Annotated in this window: 4 protein-coding genes; all 4 read right to left on the bottom strand. The window is 68.3% G+C overall.

Going from position 1 to position 18164, the window contains the following annotated elements:
- Window positions 1-6: 6 nt before the first annotated feature.
- Window positions 7-15366: a hypothetical protein gene (locus ACFYX0_RS30465; protein WP_388974807.1), complete on the bottom strand. Its 15360-nt coding sequence runs from the start codon at window positions 15364-15366 to the stop codon at window positions 7-9.
- Between the two features lie 9 nt (window positions 15367-15375).
- Window positions 15376-15678, bottom strand: a complete 303-nt coding sequence (locus tag ACFYX0_RS30460; protein ID WP_388974806.1) for a WXG100 family type VII secretion target — start codon at window positions 15676-15678, stop codon at window positions 15376-15378.
- Between the two features lie 182 nt (window positions 15679-15860).
- Window positions 15861-16295, bottom strand: coding sequence for a YbaB/EbfC family nucleoid-associated protein (locus tag ACFYX0_RS30455; RefSeq protein WP_388974804.1), 435 nt, complete (start codon window positions 16293-16295; stop codon window positions 15861-15863).
- Window positions 16296-16322: 27 nt separating this feature from the next.
- A complete protein-coding gene (locus ACFYX0_RS30450) occupies window positions 16323-18095 on the bottom strand; it encodes a hypothetical protein (RefSeq protein ID WP_388974802.1) in 1773 nt (590 codons plus the stop codon).
- Window positions 18096-18164 lie beyond the last annotated feature (69 nt).

Genomic DNA, 18164 nt, shown 5'->3' with positions numbered 1-18164 from the left:
GTCTTGTCAATCACGTCCATCGCCCGCCTCTGCCGGGTTGTCGGGCTCGAGGAAAACCCAGGTGCTGCCGCGCACCGGCCAGTCCAGGACCACTGATCCCACTTGGTACGCCTGCGTCATCGGGATGACGAGGCTGTCGTTGGCCGCTCCGCCGCCGAGCAGTCCGAGGTCGAAGCCGGCTCCGGAGGGAAATTCCATAACGATATGCCCGGCCCGGATCTCGGTGGGTGGCACGGGGAGGCCGAACAACGGAAGCTCATTGCGCAGCCATGCCTGGACGCTGCGGAGGGGGTCCTGGCCCGGCACCGGCTCCAGTGATACGTACACCGGAGCGTGCAGCCGCGACCGGCCGATCATCTCCGGCGTCATCAGTCCCGCGGAACTCGCTGCCATGATCTCGCGCCACTGCCGCGCCCCAGGCGGGTCCACTGGCCGGGAGCCTTCCACGGTCGCAAGCCCGGGCGCAGCCGGGCCCGCTGCAGCTTGGCTGTCAGCGCTCTCGACGGGGCCAGCGCCAGGTGGTGCGCTCGGCTGCCGGTGGTCGGGAGAAGGGGCCAGCTCGCCCCCCGGCACCGGCTGGTCCGGGACGGGCTGCCGCGCCGGTCCCGAAACCGCGATCCCGGCGGCTTCCCCAAGGCGATCGCCGGGATCCCCCACCGGATCAGCCTGCGGTGGGGAATCCGACGACCTGGCACCGTCCATACGCGCCGCCCCGTCATGGAGAGCCAGGCCTGGAGGCCGGTCCGTCGGGGCGCCGCGCTCAGGCGGCCCAACCGGCGCATCAGCCGATGCCCGCGACCCAGCAGGCAGGCCCTCGCCTGGCGGCATGCCGAGCCTGGCGGCCAGAGCTCGGCCCGACCGCTCGCCGTGGCTGAGCGCCTCGGCCAGCCGCAGCCGCAAGCCCTCGTGCAACTCCCGGGCCAGCACCGCTGCGGGGTCGTCACCGACGAGCGGCCGGACCCGCAGCAGCTTGTTCGTCCGCTCGATCAACCCTGCCCGCTGCTCTACAGGCAGCCGCTCGAACCGAGCCCGTACCACCTCCAGGGGCGGCTGACCGGCCGTCCTGACCAGCAGTGCGCGATCCGCCGGATGATGCAGGGCCAGCACGTCCAGCAAGGCTGAACCGGGCACCCCGGCACCCGCAACGTCGGGAACCTCGGAGACGAACCTGCGCAGTTCCTGAACAGTCACCGCGCGTCCCCCGCCATGCCCTCGCCGCTCTGCCAGTACGGAGGACATGAGCCGGACCGCCGACAGATCGTCCACCGTCACCTTGCGAAGCGAATCCAGTTTGCGCACCCCTACGTACAACCTCATGAGCTCACGTGCGTCCTGACGACCGAGGACCCGATCCGCCAGCCAGTTGATCGCCTCCATTGGGCCTCGCTGATCACCGGGCGGCGCCGGGTCGACCGCGGTCCGTGCGAGCTCGCGCATTCCGGCCAGGTCCTGCAGCACATCCCGGTGCTCCCGGGGTAGCTGCCAGGCTTCTCCCGGCACCGGCGGCGGAGGCCACAGCTGTGGGAGGAACTCCTCGAACAGCCTGCGTACCTCGACCAGCTCGCGAACCACACCGAGATCGGCGGGCCTCCCCAGCAGCTCTGCCGCATAGATCCGTGCGCGCTCCAACGTGAACTCCCCGTTGCCGGAGTGCGCCGCCACCTCGTCCACCAGAGACGGGTAGTCGTGCAGCGTCGAAAGGCCCGCCAGCGCTGTCACCGCCTCCTGCGCGGGTAGCCCCTCCATCGAGTCCAGCAGTCTCGACACCGGCGCCGTGTGGTTCACGGGCTCCCCTACAGCGGTACCCCTTTTGGGAATCGACGGATGCGGCGAGACGGTGCTCGCGGCGAATCGCCGCAGGTCTCCGGTAGTCGGGACGCCGATCACCGCAGGATCGAGTTCCGCCCGCACCGTCTCCAGCGCGTTCCACACGGCGAGCCGCTCGGCGGTCGGCGCGCGGTCCGGTTCGAACGACTGGAGCCGCTGGTACGACGCGTAGACCGCTCCTACGTCGTCGCCCTCGGCGGTGCTCCCGGGGCGCAGCGGCCGATCGGCAGTCAGCACTTCACCGTGCAACGGATCGTCGAGCAGCGGCAGCGCCGTCCGGGCGACACGGTCGACCACGCGCAGGGCCGCTGTATCGGAGACGGTCATGCCGAGCTCCTGCGCCAGCAGCACGGTGTTCACCATTCCTCGAGCAGCCTCCTGCGGGGTGTGGACCGGGCGCCCCGTAACCCCCAGGACGCCGCCGTCGGTCAACTCACCGGCCAGAGCGAGGAGATGTCGGGCCCCGGCTGCAACCCTGGCCTCGTGCGGGCCGACACCACCGGCGTCGTGCGTCAGGTCGGCGATCAACTTCAGAGCCCGCAGCGTGGCCCCGGGCTCCAGGACCTCCATGAGATCCAGCAGCCGCTGGAGCGCAATGCCACGGTCCAGCTCGCCCAGCAGCCCGGCGGCGAACTCCTGTAGGTCGCGGGGAGCGGGGCGGCCGGAATCCCGGGACTCAGCCACGGCGAGTTCGACATCGCGGTAGGCCCGGAGCCGCTCCATCGACCAGGCGGGACCAGGCGCGGCCAGACGTGCCCGCTCGAACAGCTCCAAAAGCTCCGACACGTCAGACCGGTCGAATCCGAGAGCGGCTGCCATCCGCAGTGAGTCCACCGCGTCTGCCACCTCGAACCGCTCCCTGTCAGAGGGATCGAGTGGCGTGATGAACGGCAAAAGCGGGTCTGGGGCGTCCGGATGGTTGACCTGCCATCCGGGAGGTAGCTGGTGGGCGAGCTGGTGGAGACCCAGCAGTACGTTGTCCAGGCCGGTGTGGTGCCTGCTCGCGGCGAGTTCGAGAGCCACATCAAGGGTCCGCAGCCGGGACAGGGCGATGTCATGGTCCTGCGACGACAGCCGGAAACCGATAGAAAGCTGGGTACCGAAGAGCCGCCCGTAAAGGTCGTGCATGACCAGGACCCGCTGGACCTGACCCGGGGCCGGCGGGCGGTCCAGGACATGCGCCGCATACTCGCGGATGTGCATGGCGTCTACCGGGTACACGCCGCCAGCGTGCTCGCGCGCGCCCTCCACCACCGCCGCTAGGCCCTGCAGGGGCGGCAGTGTGCCGCCCGGCGGCATACCCAGCGCCTCCGCCACTACCGCGCGGACCGACGCGGGGGTCATCACATCGCCACGGTGCAACTCCGCCACGGCCAGGGCCAGCTGTCCGTATTCCTCACGGCTTATCAGCGGTAGCTCGGACAGTTCCGGCAGCCGCGCGTCGATGGAATGCCACCAGGCCCAGTCGGCACCGATCTCGATGGACGTCCGGGATGCCAGCAGCCTCAGGTTCTGCCATGCCGCGGGGGTGACCGACATCGGTGTGTGGAGATGCCAGACCAGGTAGTCAATCGCGTTGCGCTCTTGCTCGCTGCGCAGTTCCTGAGTGGCGAGTAGGAGGTCGACCGACGGGGGGGTCCCTTCGACCAACTCTATTTGCAGGGTGCCTCGCGAGTACGGGTGCTGATCGACCAGGTAGTCGAGCAGCTTCGGGACGGAAGGGTCGGAGTCGGACCACAGCGAGCCGGCCATCCACTGCCGGGTGGTGAAGTTCTGTATCGCCTCCCGCGTCAGCGGCTGGTGCAAGGGCAGGCTCAACCGACCTCGGATGGCCGCCTCAAACTGCGCGAATGCATCCAAGCGCCGGGCGCTGTACCTGCCGCTCGGGTCGATCGCCTGGGCCCGCGCGAGGGTGTCTATCAGAGCATGTGGGTCGGGGCGTCCGATGAGGCGCAGCGCCGCCGCCTCCACGCGCGGCGCGTCCACCACTGAGCCCGGCGGCATGACCCAGCCTGCGAGTGATCGGAAGCCATCGGGGTTCATGCTGGTGAAGCCACCGCCGAACAGGTGGCCCTGTGCGGGCTCCCGCGCATGTTCCCAGACTTCGCCCGCCGCACCGGTCGTGTCGTCGTGACTGGCAAAGCTGCCGCCCGCATCGCGGCTGATCCAGGCGATACGGTCCAGCGTCCTCAGGTCCGCGACGTGGGGGTGGCGGATTCCCAGGTCATGGGCGAGGCGCACGGTGAGCACCACTGCCGCGGCGTCGGTATCGCTCTGGCCCGGCAGCTGTGCGTTGATGCCGAACGATGTACCGGAACGGATGTCGTCTGCGAATCGGGCCAGGGCGTCGACCGCCGCGGCGTCGCCCGTCACGTGGGCTGGTCCGGCCCCGGTCAGCTCCAGGGCACCGGCCACTGCCCGAAGGTTGCCCACCGGCGCTGGGTTCACCGACGTCGCCCCTGTCGTCTCTGTTGTTCCTGGAGGAAGAATCCTGCGGTGCACGGAGTGCAGCACCGCCACCTCTCGCACTTGGCCCGGGGCCTGCGGGCGGTCCAGGACATGCGCCGCGTACTCGTGAACCCGCTCGGAGGTGGCCGGATACCTTCCGCCCGCATGCTCGCGCGCGCCGTCGACAACCGCTGCGAAGCCCTCTAGCGGCGGCAGCACGCCGCCCACTGGTACGCCCAGAGCCTTGGTCACCGCCGTACGGACTGCAGACGCCGACAGCGGGCCCTCACCGCCGCTCAGTTCCAGTGCCGCGAGCAGCAGGTGCGGCCGTTCGGCGTCCGGTACCTGCGGCAGATCCGCCAGCAGGGTGGCCAACAGTTGCCGGACCGCGGTGGCCGGGGGTTCGACCGGTCCGCGTGATGAGTCGCGGTCGAGGTGCGAGAGCAGCAGGCCCAGGTTCTCCCGCGTCGCGGGGGCAGCAGCATCATCGAATCGGAGGTGCCGCGCTGTCAGGTCGATGCGCTCTGCCAACGTGCGGGCAGGACGGGGCGCGGGGGTCGGGGCGTCCGGCCCAACCGGCAGGTCCATGGCGGCGCCCTGTTGAGCCTCCAGGTCGACGGTAGAGGTTCGGGCCGGGCCGTCTGCCTCGCCTGCCAGGGTTGCGGAATCACTGTATCGGTCCGGGTCGAGAGCTGCGCCGATGTCCATCCGGTTCGCTTCCCGTCCGGCAGGCGTGGGCATGTGCGCTGGGACGGTACCGCTGTTGCTCGGCCCGGCGGCCGTGAGGTCTCGCGCCAGCGCGGCCGCTCTTCCGCTGAGGTGATCTGGCAGGGACTGGACGTTGCCGCCGCCGGGGAGTCCGCCCTTGCGCGCCCCGGGCGACGGGGCGAACGTGTCCGCCAGGCTGTGGGCGGCATCGGGGCCGTATCGGTGCAGGACGTAGGCGACGGTGCGCAGCTGAGTACGGACGGACTCACCCGCCTGCCGGGCGGCCGAGTCGCCGGTGACGGAAAGGGGGCTGGTGATACCGCGTGCAGCAAGGATGGAACTTGCCTCCAGCATCCGATCCTGGTAGGCGGCTCCCGGGAGCTTACCGAGCGTCTTGTCGATCAGTTCGGGTGTCAGTACGACCACGTTGTCCGTGGCAGCTACCGCGGTGCGCTTTCGTTCAACCGGGATGCCTGAGGGCATGTCAGGCAAAGGCGTGTGCCCGGTTGCCGGTGCCACAGGCGGCCGGTGGTTTCCCGCCGGGTCGAGTGCCGAGGCCCGTGCCGCCGCGGAGTCGTCTGGACGGCCCGCGCCGTCGGGAGCGACACCGGCCGGCGCTTCGGGTACCAGGGCCTCGGTGAGCGACGGTCGGACATGCCGCGGCCGCGGTAGGCGATTCGGCACCGCTTGTGCCTGCGGCTCGGACGGCGGCCTAACGGTGTCCTGGCCCGCGAACTGCTCGGCGAGCGCACGGGTCTCGTCCCGGCCGGCCTGGTGCAGCTGCCGCTCGATGCGGACCAGTTGCTCGTGCTGCGGAGCAGGTGCAGGCGGGTGCCCAATGTCGCGGGTGATGGTGATGGCCTCCGACAGCAGGCTGCGCGGGCTGCGCGCGCCGTGCTCCAGTTCGTCCGCTATCCCCATCAGCCGCTCCCGGTCGAGCCGGTCGGTCTCCGGCATCTGACCTGCCGCCCCGCGCGGCTGCGGTGCTTCACCGGCCGCTCTGATGATCTTGGCTGCGTCAGCCAGCAGTCGTGCTGCATGGGGCGCGCGGTCCAAGGCCCGCACGCCCTGTGCCACCCGGTCGGCCCAGCCCTTGCCTCCGGGCTTGAGACCGCTACTCGCGAGGATGGCGGCGGCCTCGAGGGTGAGGCTTCGGTACTCGGCCTCCGAGCGGCCGAGTGAGGCCGAGTTCCAGGCCGGAGAGGCGCTGTCGGGCAGCGGCAGCCCCAGGCGGCGCGCATAGTCGGGGTGGATCATGAGCTCTGCGGACTGGTCCATGGCAAAGGTGAACCGCTTACTTTCCCGCCCGTACAAGACCGGGCCGCGCCGGTTGGCGGATTCTAGAGTGATCGTGTAGGCGATACCCGACCGGACGCGCACGTACGGTTGGTTCGGACGTTCGATGTAGGTGCCTTCACCGACAAGCGCCTGGGTGGTGGCAGAGCCACCGAAAGTCCTGGCCTTGGTCCGGCCCACCGCCACCGAGGTTGCGAGCTGCCGGGAGTCGGTGGCCCCGGGCGCAGCAGTCGGCGATCCGGTCTGCCCGGTGGTGCCGGGGCCGAAGCCGATCCTCGAGGTCTTGCTGCGCTCAGTGGCCGCAGTCTGCCGGGTGCGCTGATTCTCCTCCAGGCTGTGCGACACCTCGACCGTGTCAAGTACCTCGGGGTCGTACAGCCTTGCGTGCAGGGTGATGGTTCCGTGGGTATCCGTGAGGGTGCCGCCAGGTCGAACTAGGACCGGCGACCGGTATCCGTCCCTGCTGAGTGCCTGACCGATGAAGCCCTTGAGGAAGGAGTACGACAGCACCTTGCGTAGCGCTTCCTCCGAGCCGGTACCCCATTCCGCCAGCAGCTCGGGGCCGCTGAAGCGAACCGGGCTCGACGCGTCTGATGTCGAGAGCAGGCCCATGAACTGCTGGTGCATATCACGTGTCGCTTCGTGGGCGATCTCAAACACCGCAAGCCTGGCGGCCACCGCCTCCGGCGTCACCACGAAAGGCGTGACCGTGCGAGCGGGGTGGTACGCCTGCCTCCCGGTGTAGGGCAGGTCCGGGAATAGGGCTGGCATCTGGGCGCGTGGGTCGGCCAGGTGCTCGACTCTGCTCTCGCGGACGCGGTGCGCCGAAGGGTTGCCCGGGCCGATCAGGGTGTTGGGGACCGCGACCCGATGACTGATCTGCCATTGGTACCGCGCGCCCGGGTCGTCTGTGCGACTGTAGCGGACACGGTCAGGCAGCCCTCCGAACGTCCGATTGAGGATCAGCGGGAGGGGTTGCACGACCCGCCTCACGGCCACGTCCAGCTGAAGTTGGCCCCGGTACAGGTGTGTCCCCGGCTTGAACATCACCATGTCGAAACTGCTGGCTCCCTCTCTGCGAATAACCGCCAAACTCCCGGTCGCGCTCGTGGACAACACCGTGTTTTGCGACTCGTCGCCGAGCCTGCCCCCATCCGGTATGGCTTGCCCGCCCAAATTCAGCGACAACTGTGCGGTTCGGGACTCGCCCCTGGTCGCCTTGGTCAGGTCGAACGGATTGACGTACGTACCGACCGACATGCCCGGCACGAATTCCTCGTGCCGCAGATCACCCACGCGGGTCGCCCCGATCAGCACGTAGTAGTCCGAACGCGGGCCGAGCGGGGTTAGCCGCAGGCCTGTGCTGAGCAGTTGGTCGAGCCGGGCACGGAGCAACGCAGGACTGAGGAACTCGTGGAGCGGCTGGACGACGCGGCTGTCGTCGACGAACTTCAGCTGGGTGGACAGCGCCGCCTGTTCAAGCCGGCGCAACTCCGGCACCTCCGTCTGCAGCATCCCGGTGACAATGTGGAGCAGGACGTTGCCACCGCTAAAGGTCTCGCTCCCACCCACCCGAGGAAATTCGAGACGCTCGATCACCGAAGCCATCGGGAGCCGCTCAAGCGGAAGGGCCTCAGGGACACCGGGGGGCCGCAGCCACGGGCCGGTCGGCTTCGGCCTGAGGAACTCCAGCCCGTCCTCGACGCGGACCTGCGCCACTTGCCGGTGCTTGTTCGTCAGCCGCCGCCCGAGCTTCTCCGCCCAGCTCTCGAACTCCACGGTGTACACGGTGTGGGCGAAACGGTGCTCGTGTTCGAGCGCGGGGCTCTCGGAGATCACCGAGCCGGTGGTGACCTTGTGCAAGGTCTCGACTGTCTTGGTCCAGCCCCGGCTGTAACTCCCGGTCGGTCCTGCGGTCATGCGCCCGCTGGTAGTGCCGGAGCCTGCCGACTCGACCTTGCGTGCCAGGCTGATGCCGAAGCCTCCGCCGTGGGAGGCATTGTTCGTCAACCCGGCCCGCACCTCGGGCGTGGTTTCCGAAATACTGGTTCGGCCCGCCTGGACGACACCGGGGACTACCGTATCGGAACGCAGCAGGGTGGGCGTCACCTTGACGGACACGACGGCGACCCGGTCCTCCAGCACATTGCGGACGCGCCGCACCCAGCGCGTCATGGTCCGCGTCCCCCAGAGGGACTCAACGCGCTGCTCGTGGTCGTCGCGGGTGCGCCGCGTCTCTGCCTGGGTGAGGCCGGTGTCCAGCCCGTGCTGGTAGAGGGCGGCCACCTGGTGGGGGTCGGTGAGCTGCTCCACCAGCGTGTGGCTCTCGCCTGGGGAGAGGGTGCCGGACTTCCGTAGCATCGCCAACAGGGTGTCGGCGAGTTCGGGTGGGGCCACCGCGGACAACACTCGGTCGCCGGGTTGGATCGACTCTGCGAGACCCTCCGCACTGGGAAGCGACTCACCGAAGGCAACCGTGGCTCTGCCGATCGCAGGCGTCTCGAGGCTGGCGTGCTGGGGCGGCTGCGGCCGGAACAGAAGGTTCTCGGGAACCCAGTACGAGACAAGCCCGCCCTGGACGACATCCGTCAGCTCGACGGGCTCAGTCCTGGGCACGCTCGAGAAGACCTTGGTCGCGACGGCCCTTGCCTGGGCGGCCCAGGTCGGCGAGGCAGCAGGTGCGCCTGGTTCGCCCCGCGTGTCCTCACCCCTGACCACTGCAGTATCGCGGCCGTGGGAGGTGCCTGCCACGCTCGCAGCGCTGTCTGCGGGATTCTCTGACGCGCTTGCATCGCTCGATGCCGGCTCGGCACCAGGGATCCGCGGGGGCTTCACCGAGGGCGCCTCGAAGGTCAGCTTTATCTCGTAGTCGGTCCGGTAGTCGAACCTGCGCGTCGGGCCGCTGTGCACTAGATCGTCCAGGGCGAAGACAAAGTCTGCCGTGGCCATGCTGTTCCCGATACCGCGCGTGTAGCCGTAGCCGGCGGAGATGCCCAGCTGCCCCAACCGGTCGCGGGTCAGCCACCCCAAGCCGGCCTTGAACGCAGCGTCGACGCCGAGCTTCCCCGTCGTGGACAGCGCATCCGCGTGGTCGATGTTGTGCATCACCGACCGTGACACCTTCACCGAGCGGTCCTCGAAGCGGCTGGTCGCCAGCAGCTCACCGTCCCGCCTGGGCACGACCGTGACATGAGCCGACGAACCGTCCGGCAGGACGTAGAGATTCTGCAGGCCACGGCCGCCGAACAGCCGGGCCCCCTGTGCGTCGAGCCCTCTCGAGGAGAAGTGGGGTGCCAGCAGCCGCTCCACGTGGTGCGCGTCAAGTCCTGCGAAGGGGGTCAGTCCGATGCGGCGCCGGGCGTCATTGATCAGGCCTAGCACTCTTTCGCCGATCTCCGCAGTTGCACCCCCCCGCAGTTGGATGTGGGACGATCCGATACCCACGCCTGCACGGATAGCCGGCGGCAACAGGGCGACCTCTTCCGGCGGGACCACCGCCCGTACGGGGGGACGCTCTGGTTCCTGGCGCCCCGCGGCCGAGACCACCAGTTCGAACGACTTCGCCTGGTCGGCGGGCATTCGCACGATGACAGTGCCGTCCTGGTGTACTTCCCCAGGAACGTTGGGCAGATCTGTGCGCAGCTGCACAATTTGGCGAATTGTCAACTCAAGGGCCACCGTGGGTCCCTGGTAGGAGAGCTTCTGCCACAGACTGATACCCCGAAGCACTTCCGAGCTGCTGGAGAGCTGCCCCGCCACCCCCGCCTTAGGGGTCATCCCGATGCCGTGGTTGTGGCCGAACCCGGCACCCGCGTCGCCGATTACACGGTTGACAGCCACGCTCACCGCCGCTCCGGCGGTGTCCGACACTGCGAGCGAGGAACCGCGGTAAACGAAGTTGCGCTGCTGGTTCCAAATCGGGCCCTCGATCTCCGACTGGTCCAGCCGCCGGATGGAGCGCAACTCGCCGCGCACCTTCAGACCCAATGACCCCGTGGCCAGACTGAACACCTCCGAGGTGTGCCCAGGGCCAGCGAACTGGTCGAAGAACCTCATCTGTGTGCGTTCACTGAGCTCTGACTTAATCCGCCACGATGCCTCGGACCCGGGTGGTGCGGCCCCCTGCGGCAGGCTGTCGAGCACCTTCTGCTGCAGTGCTTCTAGGCCTCCGATCGACTCGGGGTCGGTGTGCTGCAGCCACCAGGCGTTCTTGAGCCGCCGTCGGGTGGCCGCATCCGGCTCGACCCTGGGCGGCAGGCCCAGGCGGGGTCCATGTTCGGGAGCGGGAATGCGCCCGTGAGTATCGAGTTGCACCTTCGGGGTCGCCAGCTCCGGGAAGCTCACGATCACCCCGAGGTGAGCGTACGAGGGCTCAGGGGCGGGCTGCACGGTGTCTGCGGGGGTGACGGTCACACGGACACGACTGCCCGGTATCTGGAAGTAGACAGAGCCGCCCTCTGGCACCGTTCGCCGGGACAGGGATTCGCTGGTCACGGATTCACCGAAGGTCCGGCCGCGGCTAGCGCTCAATGTCAGCCCTGCGGAGATGGTGGCCCCTGAACCAGGCGGCCCACTGCCCACCGTGCCCTGCACCGGCAGCGAGGCGTCCCACGTGATGGTCGTCGACCGGCTCCAGTCGGATTTCAGGGATTCACCGGGATCCCAGGACTGGCCCCACCGCTCGCCGCTGCGCAAGCCGCCTTGCACCAGGTCGCCTGATATGAAAGCAGCGCCCCGGTGGGCCAAGTCAACACTGGCCGTTACCGTGAAGCTGCGGCCGTCGCCAGGCACCACAGTGTGGCTGGCATCGCCGTGGACCAGCCAGCGGCCCCATTCCTGCGGGCCGAGGCGAGCGGCGTCCTTGTCGAATGCTGCCATGGCCAGTGCGGTGATCTCCTTCGGATGGCCGCCGACCGCCACCGCGTCGCGAATCGCCATCCGGACGTGTGCAGCTACGTCCCCGAGGTTGTGGATACGGCCGGTGTAGCCGAACTGTCCGCTGAGCGCGAAGCCCGCCGGTGGACGATGAACCAGGCGGACCTCCCCGGCTGGAGCCGCAACCGCATGGCCAGCTTCACCTGCTGCCGGATCGGCGTGATCGTGAGCAGACTCTGTCAGGTGCTGCGCCGCGGCCTGGCCCTCTGCGCTCGCACCGGACTGAATCGGATCGTCTGGGGCACCCTCCAGCGAGTGGGGCTGAGCCGCCGCGGGGTCGGGCACTGGTTGGATGACCCGTGGGTCGCTCGATCCGAGAGGCTCCTTTCTGTACTCAAAGCTCTCCGGCAGAGGATGCGCGTCCACGGGGTCCGGAGCGGCTGACGAGGCGTCCGCCACGTGGTTCGGCTCCTCGTGCGGCCGCAGCCGCTGGGGGTCGTGGTGGGGGGCGGGCTGTTGGTCCCCACCACGGAGTGTGGACGGGCGTGAAGAGGGAGAGGTGGAGGACACGTCGTCGGTCGCAGTGCGCGATCGGGGGCCGCTGCCCTCGGGGTGGGACCGGGAGTTGTCGGGCGGGGCCTCGGCATGTGTTGGCCGCTCCGCTGGAGGCCGGGGCGTTGTCTGCTGCGAATGCGCCTCGGACATCGATTCATGGTCCGGGGAGTTAGGTGGATCGCGGAGTTCGGTGACGGGGTTCGGGTGCGATTCGAGTGGCACGCTGTTGGGTCGGTATTCGCGCCAGGCGGGGCCGTTCACCGTTTCAGTTGGGGAAGTGCCGCGGACGGTGAGGCGCAGGTGTCCTTCGGTGTCAGGGGTCCAGGCCCCCTCCGCCACTCGCAGGTGCAGATGGTGGGTGTCGGCGATGCGCTGGAGTTCGTGCTCGACCGGGTCGAAGACATCGCCGGCCGAGCGGAAGGCGAAGAGTGAGTCAGCTGCGGGGTGGGACAGCACGAGGGCCACCCGTCCCGGGGCCCCAGGTTCAGCGGCGAGCCGCCCCAGGAAGTCGTCCAGTGCACGGCGCGTGGCGGGCGCTGTGGGGTCGGCTTTGACGAAGACGGCGGGGCTGTCTCGGTCGGGTGGTGCTGCGTGCAGATCCTCGGGGTCTGGCATGCCGGGGTGGAGGGTGCTGGCAGTGGCGTCAGCAGCGTCGATCGACACCCCCGCTGGGATCGACCGGAGCTGCACTTCCGCGTCCGGGTGGGCGGTGTGGAAGGAGTAGACGGCCTTGTCGAGGGGCGGTTGCCACCCTGGGGCCGGGGACAGCGCCCCGTGCGGGCGGGGGTCCGTCTCCGGGCCGAAGAGAAGCCAGTGCCGCCCGGCACCCCTCACGAGCGCCGCCCCGCCGTCGAGCACCTTGATCGCGCCGTTGGGCGCGAGGATCTCCACGCTGTAGCGGGTCTTCAGCGCGTTCAGGAACGCGGCTCCCTCGCCGTCTGCCGCGTAGTCCCAGGCCAGACGGATCGACTTGGTGGCGGGATGGGAGGCCAGCAGCCGCACGGTGCCCTCGACCCGGCCGCGCACTGCGGGATCAGAGTGATCGCCGTGCACCAGGACGGTCAGTCGTGACGGGTCGGCGCTGAGCCGTCCGTCATCGAACACGGCCTGGCCCGGCTGCGGCTCCGCGAGAACCAGTCCGTAGTTCGTCCGCTGGGCGCCGGGGGGCAGCAAGCCGTGGCGCTGGGTTTCAGTGAGCACTTGGTCCCAGCCTGGCGACGGGTACAAAGCCCCCATCGGCACGGCTTCAAGGGGAACGTTCTCGGGGCCAGGAGAGTCCCTGGTGGCAAGCGGCGGGTTTTTGCGGGTTATACCAAGCCACTGGTGAACCCCGTGGTCTTGTGTCGCCTCGGGAGCGCCCTGCCTGGGGCTAAGTACCTGGGCGTGGCCCTGGTCCACACTGACCGGTCCATTCGCTGCGACCACCTGCCGCACATCGCGAACCGATGTCATCACCTGCTCGGCGTAGCCCAGTGCGTGGTCGGGCATCACTAGGCGCACGCTCTCGCGTGCCTTGATCGGCAGGCCCTCGACGAACGTGCGCAGAGCGGACGCGGCGTGGGAGCCGGTGACAGTGAGAGTGATGCGCTCCGGATCCGGTGCAACAGAGCGGACAGCCAGTGCTCGGGCCGGGTCCTCCATGACCGTACCGGTGTGCAGGAGGTACCCCGACGCAATGCGCTCCACCCTGACCGGGCCGAGCTTGCTGGTCAGTTCACTGGGTACCCCCGCGTGCCAGCCGGCCCGCCCCAGTTCCCGCTCCCAGGTCGCGGAGTCCACTGCCGTCCCGCCCAGGCGTATCCGGACGCGGTCCGCTGGTGCGACCAGCGGCACGGCGCCTGCGATCCCGGAGTGGTCGACTGGCGGGGACGCCGTCGACCCTGCGGCGCCGTCGCGAGCTGCGGCTGAGTGCACTTGCTCCCGCAGACCCGCCTGGTCCGCCGGGACCGGCATGCCGTGGCCGCCTGCAACCAACCCGCCCGGGCCACCTCCAAGACCGGGTGGCCCCTCAACAGCCGTATGCCATGATTCCATCGAATGCACCGACGCACCCGACGAGCCCACGACCGGCCCACGAGTCGTCTCCCGGAGCGCGGCAGGCGCATCTACATGCGACAGGTCCGCTCCCGCAGCGCTCATCGGATGACCGTGCGGAGCCGTCCCCACCTCTGCCGGGTGCCCAACCGAGTGAAGAGGCAGGCCGTCTGGCATCGGCAAGAGATGTACGAACTGCCCGTGTGTGCTTCCCGCCGCGCCGTTCCCCGGACCACCCACGTACAGTCCGCCCGACGGGCTGGACAGCAAGGAACCGGTGGCGCCGACCACCTCCACCCGATGCTCCGTAGCGAACCGGCTCAACGCCGGAAGGTCAGCTGTGCTGATCGGGGCAGTCAACACCACTTGTGTCGGGGCACGCTCTGGCCGCGTCACTGACTCGCCCAACCCCTGCCACGCCGAGTGCAAGCGGTCCGCTGCCACGCCAGGTGCCTGGTCCGGGGAGCCCACCACCAGCCGCCGCCCGCCATCTGGTGCGGGCGGCAGGTTGCGCACGGCTGAGGCGAATGCCGTCTCGACTTGCTGTCCATGGGACCGTATCCACAAGTTCCCGGCAAAGGTCTCCTCCACCCGGCCCGCCCCGCCCGGCAGCTCGAACCCTCTACCCGAATCCGGCACCACTTCGAACGGCTTGAACCGCCCGGCCCCCGGTCCGACCAGATGCGGCAACGACTCCGACAGTCCCACCGGCTTTCCGTCGGCTCTGGGTCCGTGTGTTCCGGCGGCGCCGGCCGCGCCCGCCGTGAATCCTGCCGGATCCCAGTTGGCCTTTCCCCCGGCCGCACTCACCCCCACCTGTACCGAGTAGTTCGTAAGGCCGAACTGCATCACCTTGCCCGGCAGACTGTATGCCCATGCCGGCCCCGGCCCCACAGACGCCGTCACATCGCGGGTACCAGACCCCTCAACCAGCGCTCGACCAGCCTGCCCCCACTTCGACCGCAGCCACAGTTCAAATCCCGGAAACGCAACCCCCACGCCCAGACCAACCAGACCGGCCAACGCACCGATGCCCGCCGACGACAACAGACTGGATGGATCGAACTCATCGGCATCACCTTTGGCGATCACGATCCCTTGAGCCAGGGAATCCATCCCCGCCATGAACGCCGCCCCCGACGCCGCAGCCACGACGGCCCGCACGAGCCACCGGCCCACCTCGCTCAGCAACTCCACCGCCAACGCCTCAACCGACGCCAGCCACCCCAGCGACGCACCCGCCGTCAACGGAGCAACCGCCAACGCCCACGCAGTCGCCGCCACCAACCACGCCGCGATCATGATTGCCTGAACCTTGGCCTTCTCGACCTCCGCAGCCGTCTGATGCGCACTACGCGCCAACTCCCCGCAGTAACCGGCCAACGTAACCAGGCCCTGGTCACCCATTAGGGAACGCCACACCTCATCGTGCTTCTCCCGGGCATCTCCCTCCCATCCCGCCACATCCACCGCCTGCGAGGACATCACCGCGTGCAATGCCACAGCGTCCCGCGAAGCCTGTTCCCACCGAAGTCCCAACTCCCGCAGAGCATCCTCATCCGCAGAAGGCCACACCCCGACCAGATATTTGGCAGCCACACGCAGCCCGTCGGGCAACTCCAACGACACGTCTTACACCGCCGACTCGGTGTCGGCAGTCTCGTAGTTGACTGCGGCGCCGCGCACGGCTTGACTCATGTTCCTGAGGCCTTCTCCGAATGTCTCAAAAGCCTCGAGGATCTGCTTGCAGGCCGGCACGTACACCTGCTCAAAGGCCTCGGCGTAGGCGTCGTCGTGCCCCCAGGGTTTGCCCAGGGTGTCCAGAGAAGTCCGCAGATTCTCTAGGGCAGCCCTTGACGCATCGGCTTGTTCGCCGAGATTTTGGGAATGGCTCCTGAGAGCTCCTGTGTCAACTGACATGTAGTCGGCTTCCATCTGCGACCGCCTTTACCGGATCAGCTCCTGGAGGGATTGCTCTGACCCGACGCAGAGCCGAACGGAAACCGTGCCGGGTCAGGGGCAGGTCTCTGCGCAAATATGCGCGCTCGAGATGGGGAACCCTAGACAGGGATCGCCCATGGCGCATAGGGACTGAGGACCCAAATGTCCGTAGGCCCTCAGTCGTCCTCGTCCTCGGAGTCGGCGGCGACTGCGATGGACGACCACGCGTCGCCCTTGGCGAACGGCTGCCCTGACATGATGTCCTTCACATCGAATCGGCCGGCCAAGACGTCATCGATGCTCATGCCTGCGGGAGCCAGCGGAGCCACCAGCTCCTTCATGCGATCCAGGGCATCCCTGCGGGCCCGCTGGATCGTTTCCAGGACGACACTCTCCAGCTCGGACGGAGCCATGGCTCGATAGGCGTCTGTGTGGAACTTCAGATGCGTCACGTCGCCTTGTGCACTGACGGTAGCGGTCAGCAGGTGCCGGGGGGACGTGGCCGATGCCCATATCGACTGTATCCTGCTGTGCAGTGACGTGAAATCAGCGAGACGGTTTTCGAACTGCTGCTGTATTTCTTCCAGATCCAAACCCGCGAACGGTTCCATGACGCTCGTCCTCTCTCTCTGTGTTTTTCACCGCTGAGCTGTACGGCCGATCGAGCCGTCTCCAACCTGTCGGTCAGCACCCCACACGCCGTCGTCCTCAAGCAGCCATGTGGTCCGCTCCCTCTCTCCACCACCCGGCCGCTGCCCAAGGCCGGCACCCATCGGAGGCATGTACGGCATGCCGCCGTACATGCCTCCGGGACCAGCCGCCGCTCCTGCCGCACCCGCCAGTCGGCTGGCAACTCCGGCCTCGGCAGCACCTTCCTCGGCGGCTGTCCGTGCCGCCAGGGCGGTGGCGCCTTGCGGACCTGCGGCTGCCACACGGGCGCCGACCGAGTCCAGGGCACCGGCGGATCCGAGCGCGCCTCCCCGGGCCTCCTGGGCCGCCGCAGTCATTGCCGCAACCTTCGGGTCCGAGCGAAGGAGGTTGGCGAACTCTTCTTCGAGTGCTGTCGGCTTAGCTGCAGTCTTGAACCGGGACGGCCCGGGCAGAGCGACACTCTCAATGCTGGAGTCGAGGGTTGGCAGTCCCGACTTGCCGAATCGTGGAGGGACAACAGGCTCGGTCTGGCCCGCACGGCCCAGGGTTGGCGGTCGACCCAACGTGCTGGGAAGGCCTGGCTCGTCGGGGAACGTGGGGCCGGAGCTTGCTGGCAGCTTGGGCAAACCGACAGTCTCAGATCGCGGACTCAGCTGAGTCCGCGACCCGAAAACGGGCAGGAGTGGCATCGCGGGCTCAGCAGAGCCATTCGGGACGGCCAACGAGTCATGGGCCAGATCACCTGGTCCAGAGGCGGAACTTTCGAGCCCGCCGAAGTTCGGCCCTGCAGGCAGATCCGCCGACAGGCCGCGGGAGGAACCGCCGAGGGCATCCAACCCGCCCAGGCCCAAGCCAGGTACCCCGAACGCTGCGGACGCCCCTGCCAGGTCAGCGGCAGGGTCTCCGTTGCTACCGGGCCCCCCGGAACGCAAGCCCTCGCCGAAGTCCGGCCCTCCCACCGACTGGTCAGCGCCTCCTGGCCCACCAGAACCCAGAACCGCATCACCAAGGTTCTGCTGCTGCGTCCTGTCGAAGGTATTCCGGAGCGCGTCGCCTGTCACCGGCGACGAGAAGTTAACACTTCCACCTGTCCCAGTTTTAGGGAAGTCCGCCGGGCCCAGCGCCGTCATCCTTGCCATCTCCACGCTGTACACGGTCGCCAAGTTGTTGAGGGCCTGTCTCATCCTGGCCGTCATGGGTTCCGCCAACGCCGGGTAATCCCCCACCCGGTAGTACGTCATGCCGTCGTCGTGCGTCTCCACAGGAGCAAGTTTGGGAGCCACTCCCGCGAACTTCATCAATGGGCCGTATTTGCTCCACCACTCGCCGAGGGTGCGGCACGCAGTCGTCCAGACCTCCTGGACGTAGTCTGCGGTCTGCGCCAATGCGACGCCTGTGGCGTGGACACTTTGCTGGTGCTGGTACAGGGTGTCGGCTTGGTCCTGCAGCACCATGTTCGCCGCCGTGAGGAAGTCGCTGACGGTATCCGCCGTCGGTCCCTTCCACCAGTAACCCCGCTTCACCTGTTCAACGAGGTCGGCGATCGCCGCACCGGTCTCGGCAAAGGCAGCGCCGGCGTCGCCGATTGTCGTACTGGCTCGCAAGAGGGACTGAGGATCTGGGGGATAAAAATTCTCATCCCCGGCAGCATCCTTGGGCTGGTAGGCTTCGAATTGGCCTGTGAAAACGTGCAGTATCTGCCTGAAGTCCCAGGTACCGTAGTCACGGTTAGTCGGGATATCATACGAGGTGTTGGCCACCGTTCGCACCTTCCGAGCCTAGTTGTCGCCCTTTGGCGGCGGCTAATGGAGTATCGCCCGTGCCCAGTT

The sequence above is a fragment of the Streptomyces sp. NPDC002573 genome (assembly GCF_042889625.1).
Taxonomy (GTDB): domain Bacteria; phylum Actinomycetota; class Actinomycetes; order Streptomycetales; family Streptomycetaceae; genus Streptomyces; species Streptomyces gibsoniae.
This window is presented reverse-complemented; position numbering and strand designations above follow the sequence as displayed.

Bases quoted from the DNA above. Each gene is read 5' to 3' on its own strand.
- ACFYX0_RS30460 (WP_388974806.1), bottom strand. From the start codon at position 15,678: ATGGAAGCCGACTACATGTCAGTTGACACAGGAGCTCTCAGGAGCCAT.
- ACFYX0_RS30455 (WP_388974804.1), bottom strand. From the start codon at position 16,295: ATGGAACCGTTCGCGGGTTTGGATCTGGAAGAAATACAGCAGCAGTTC.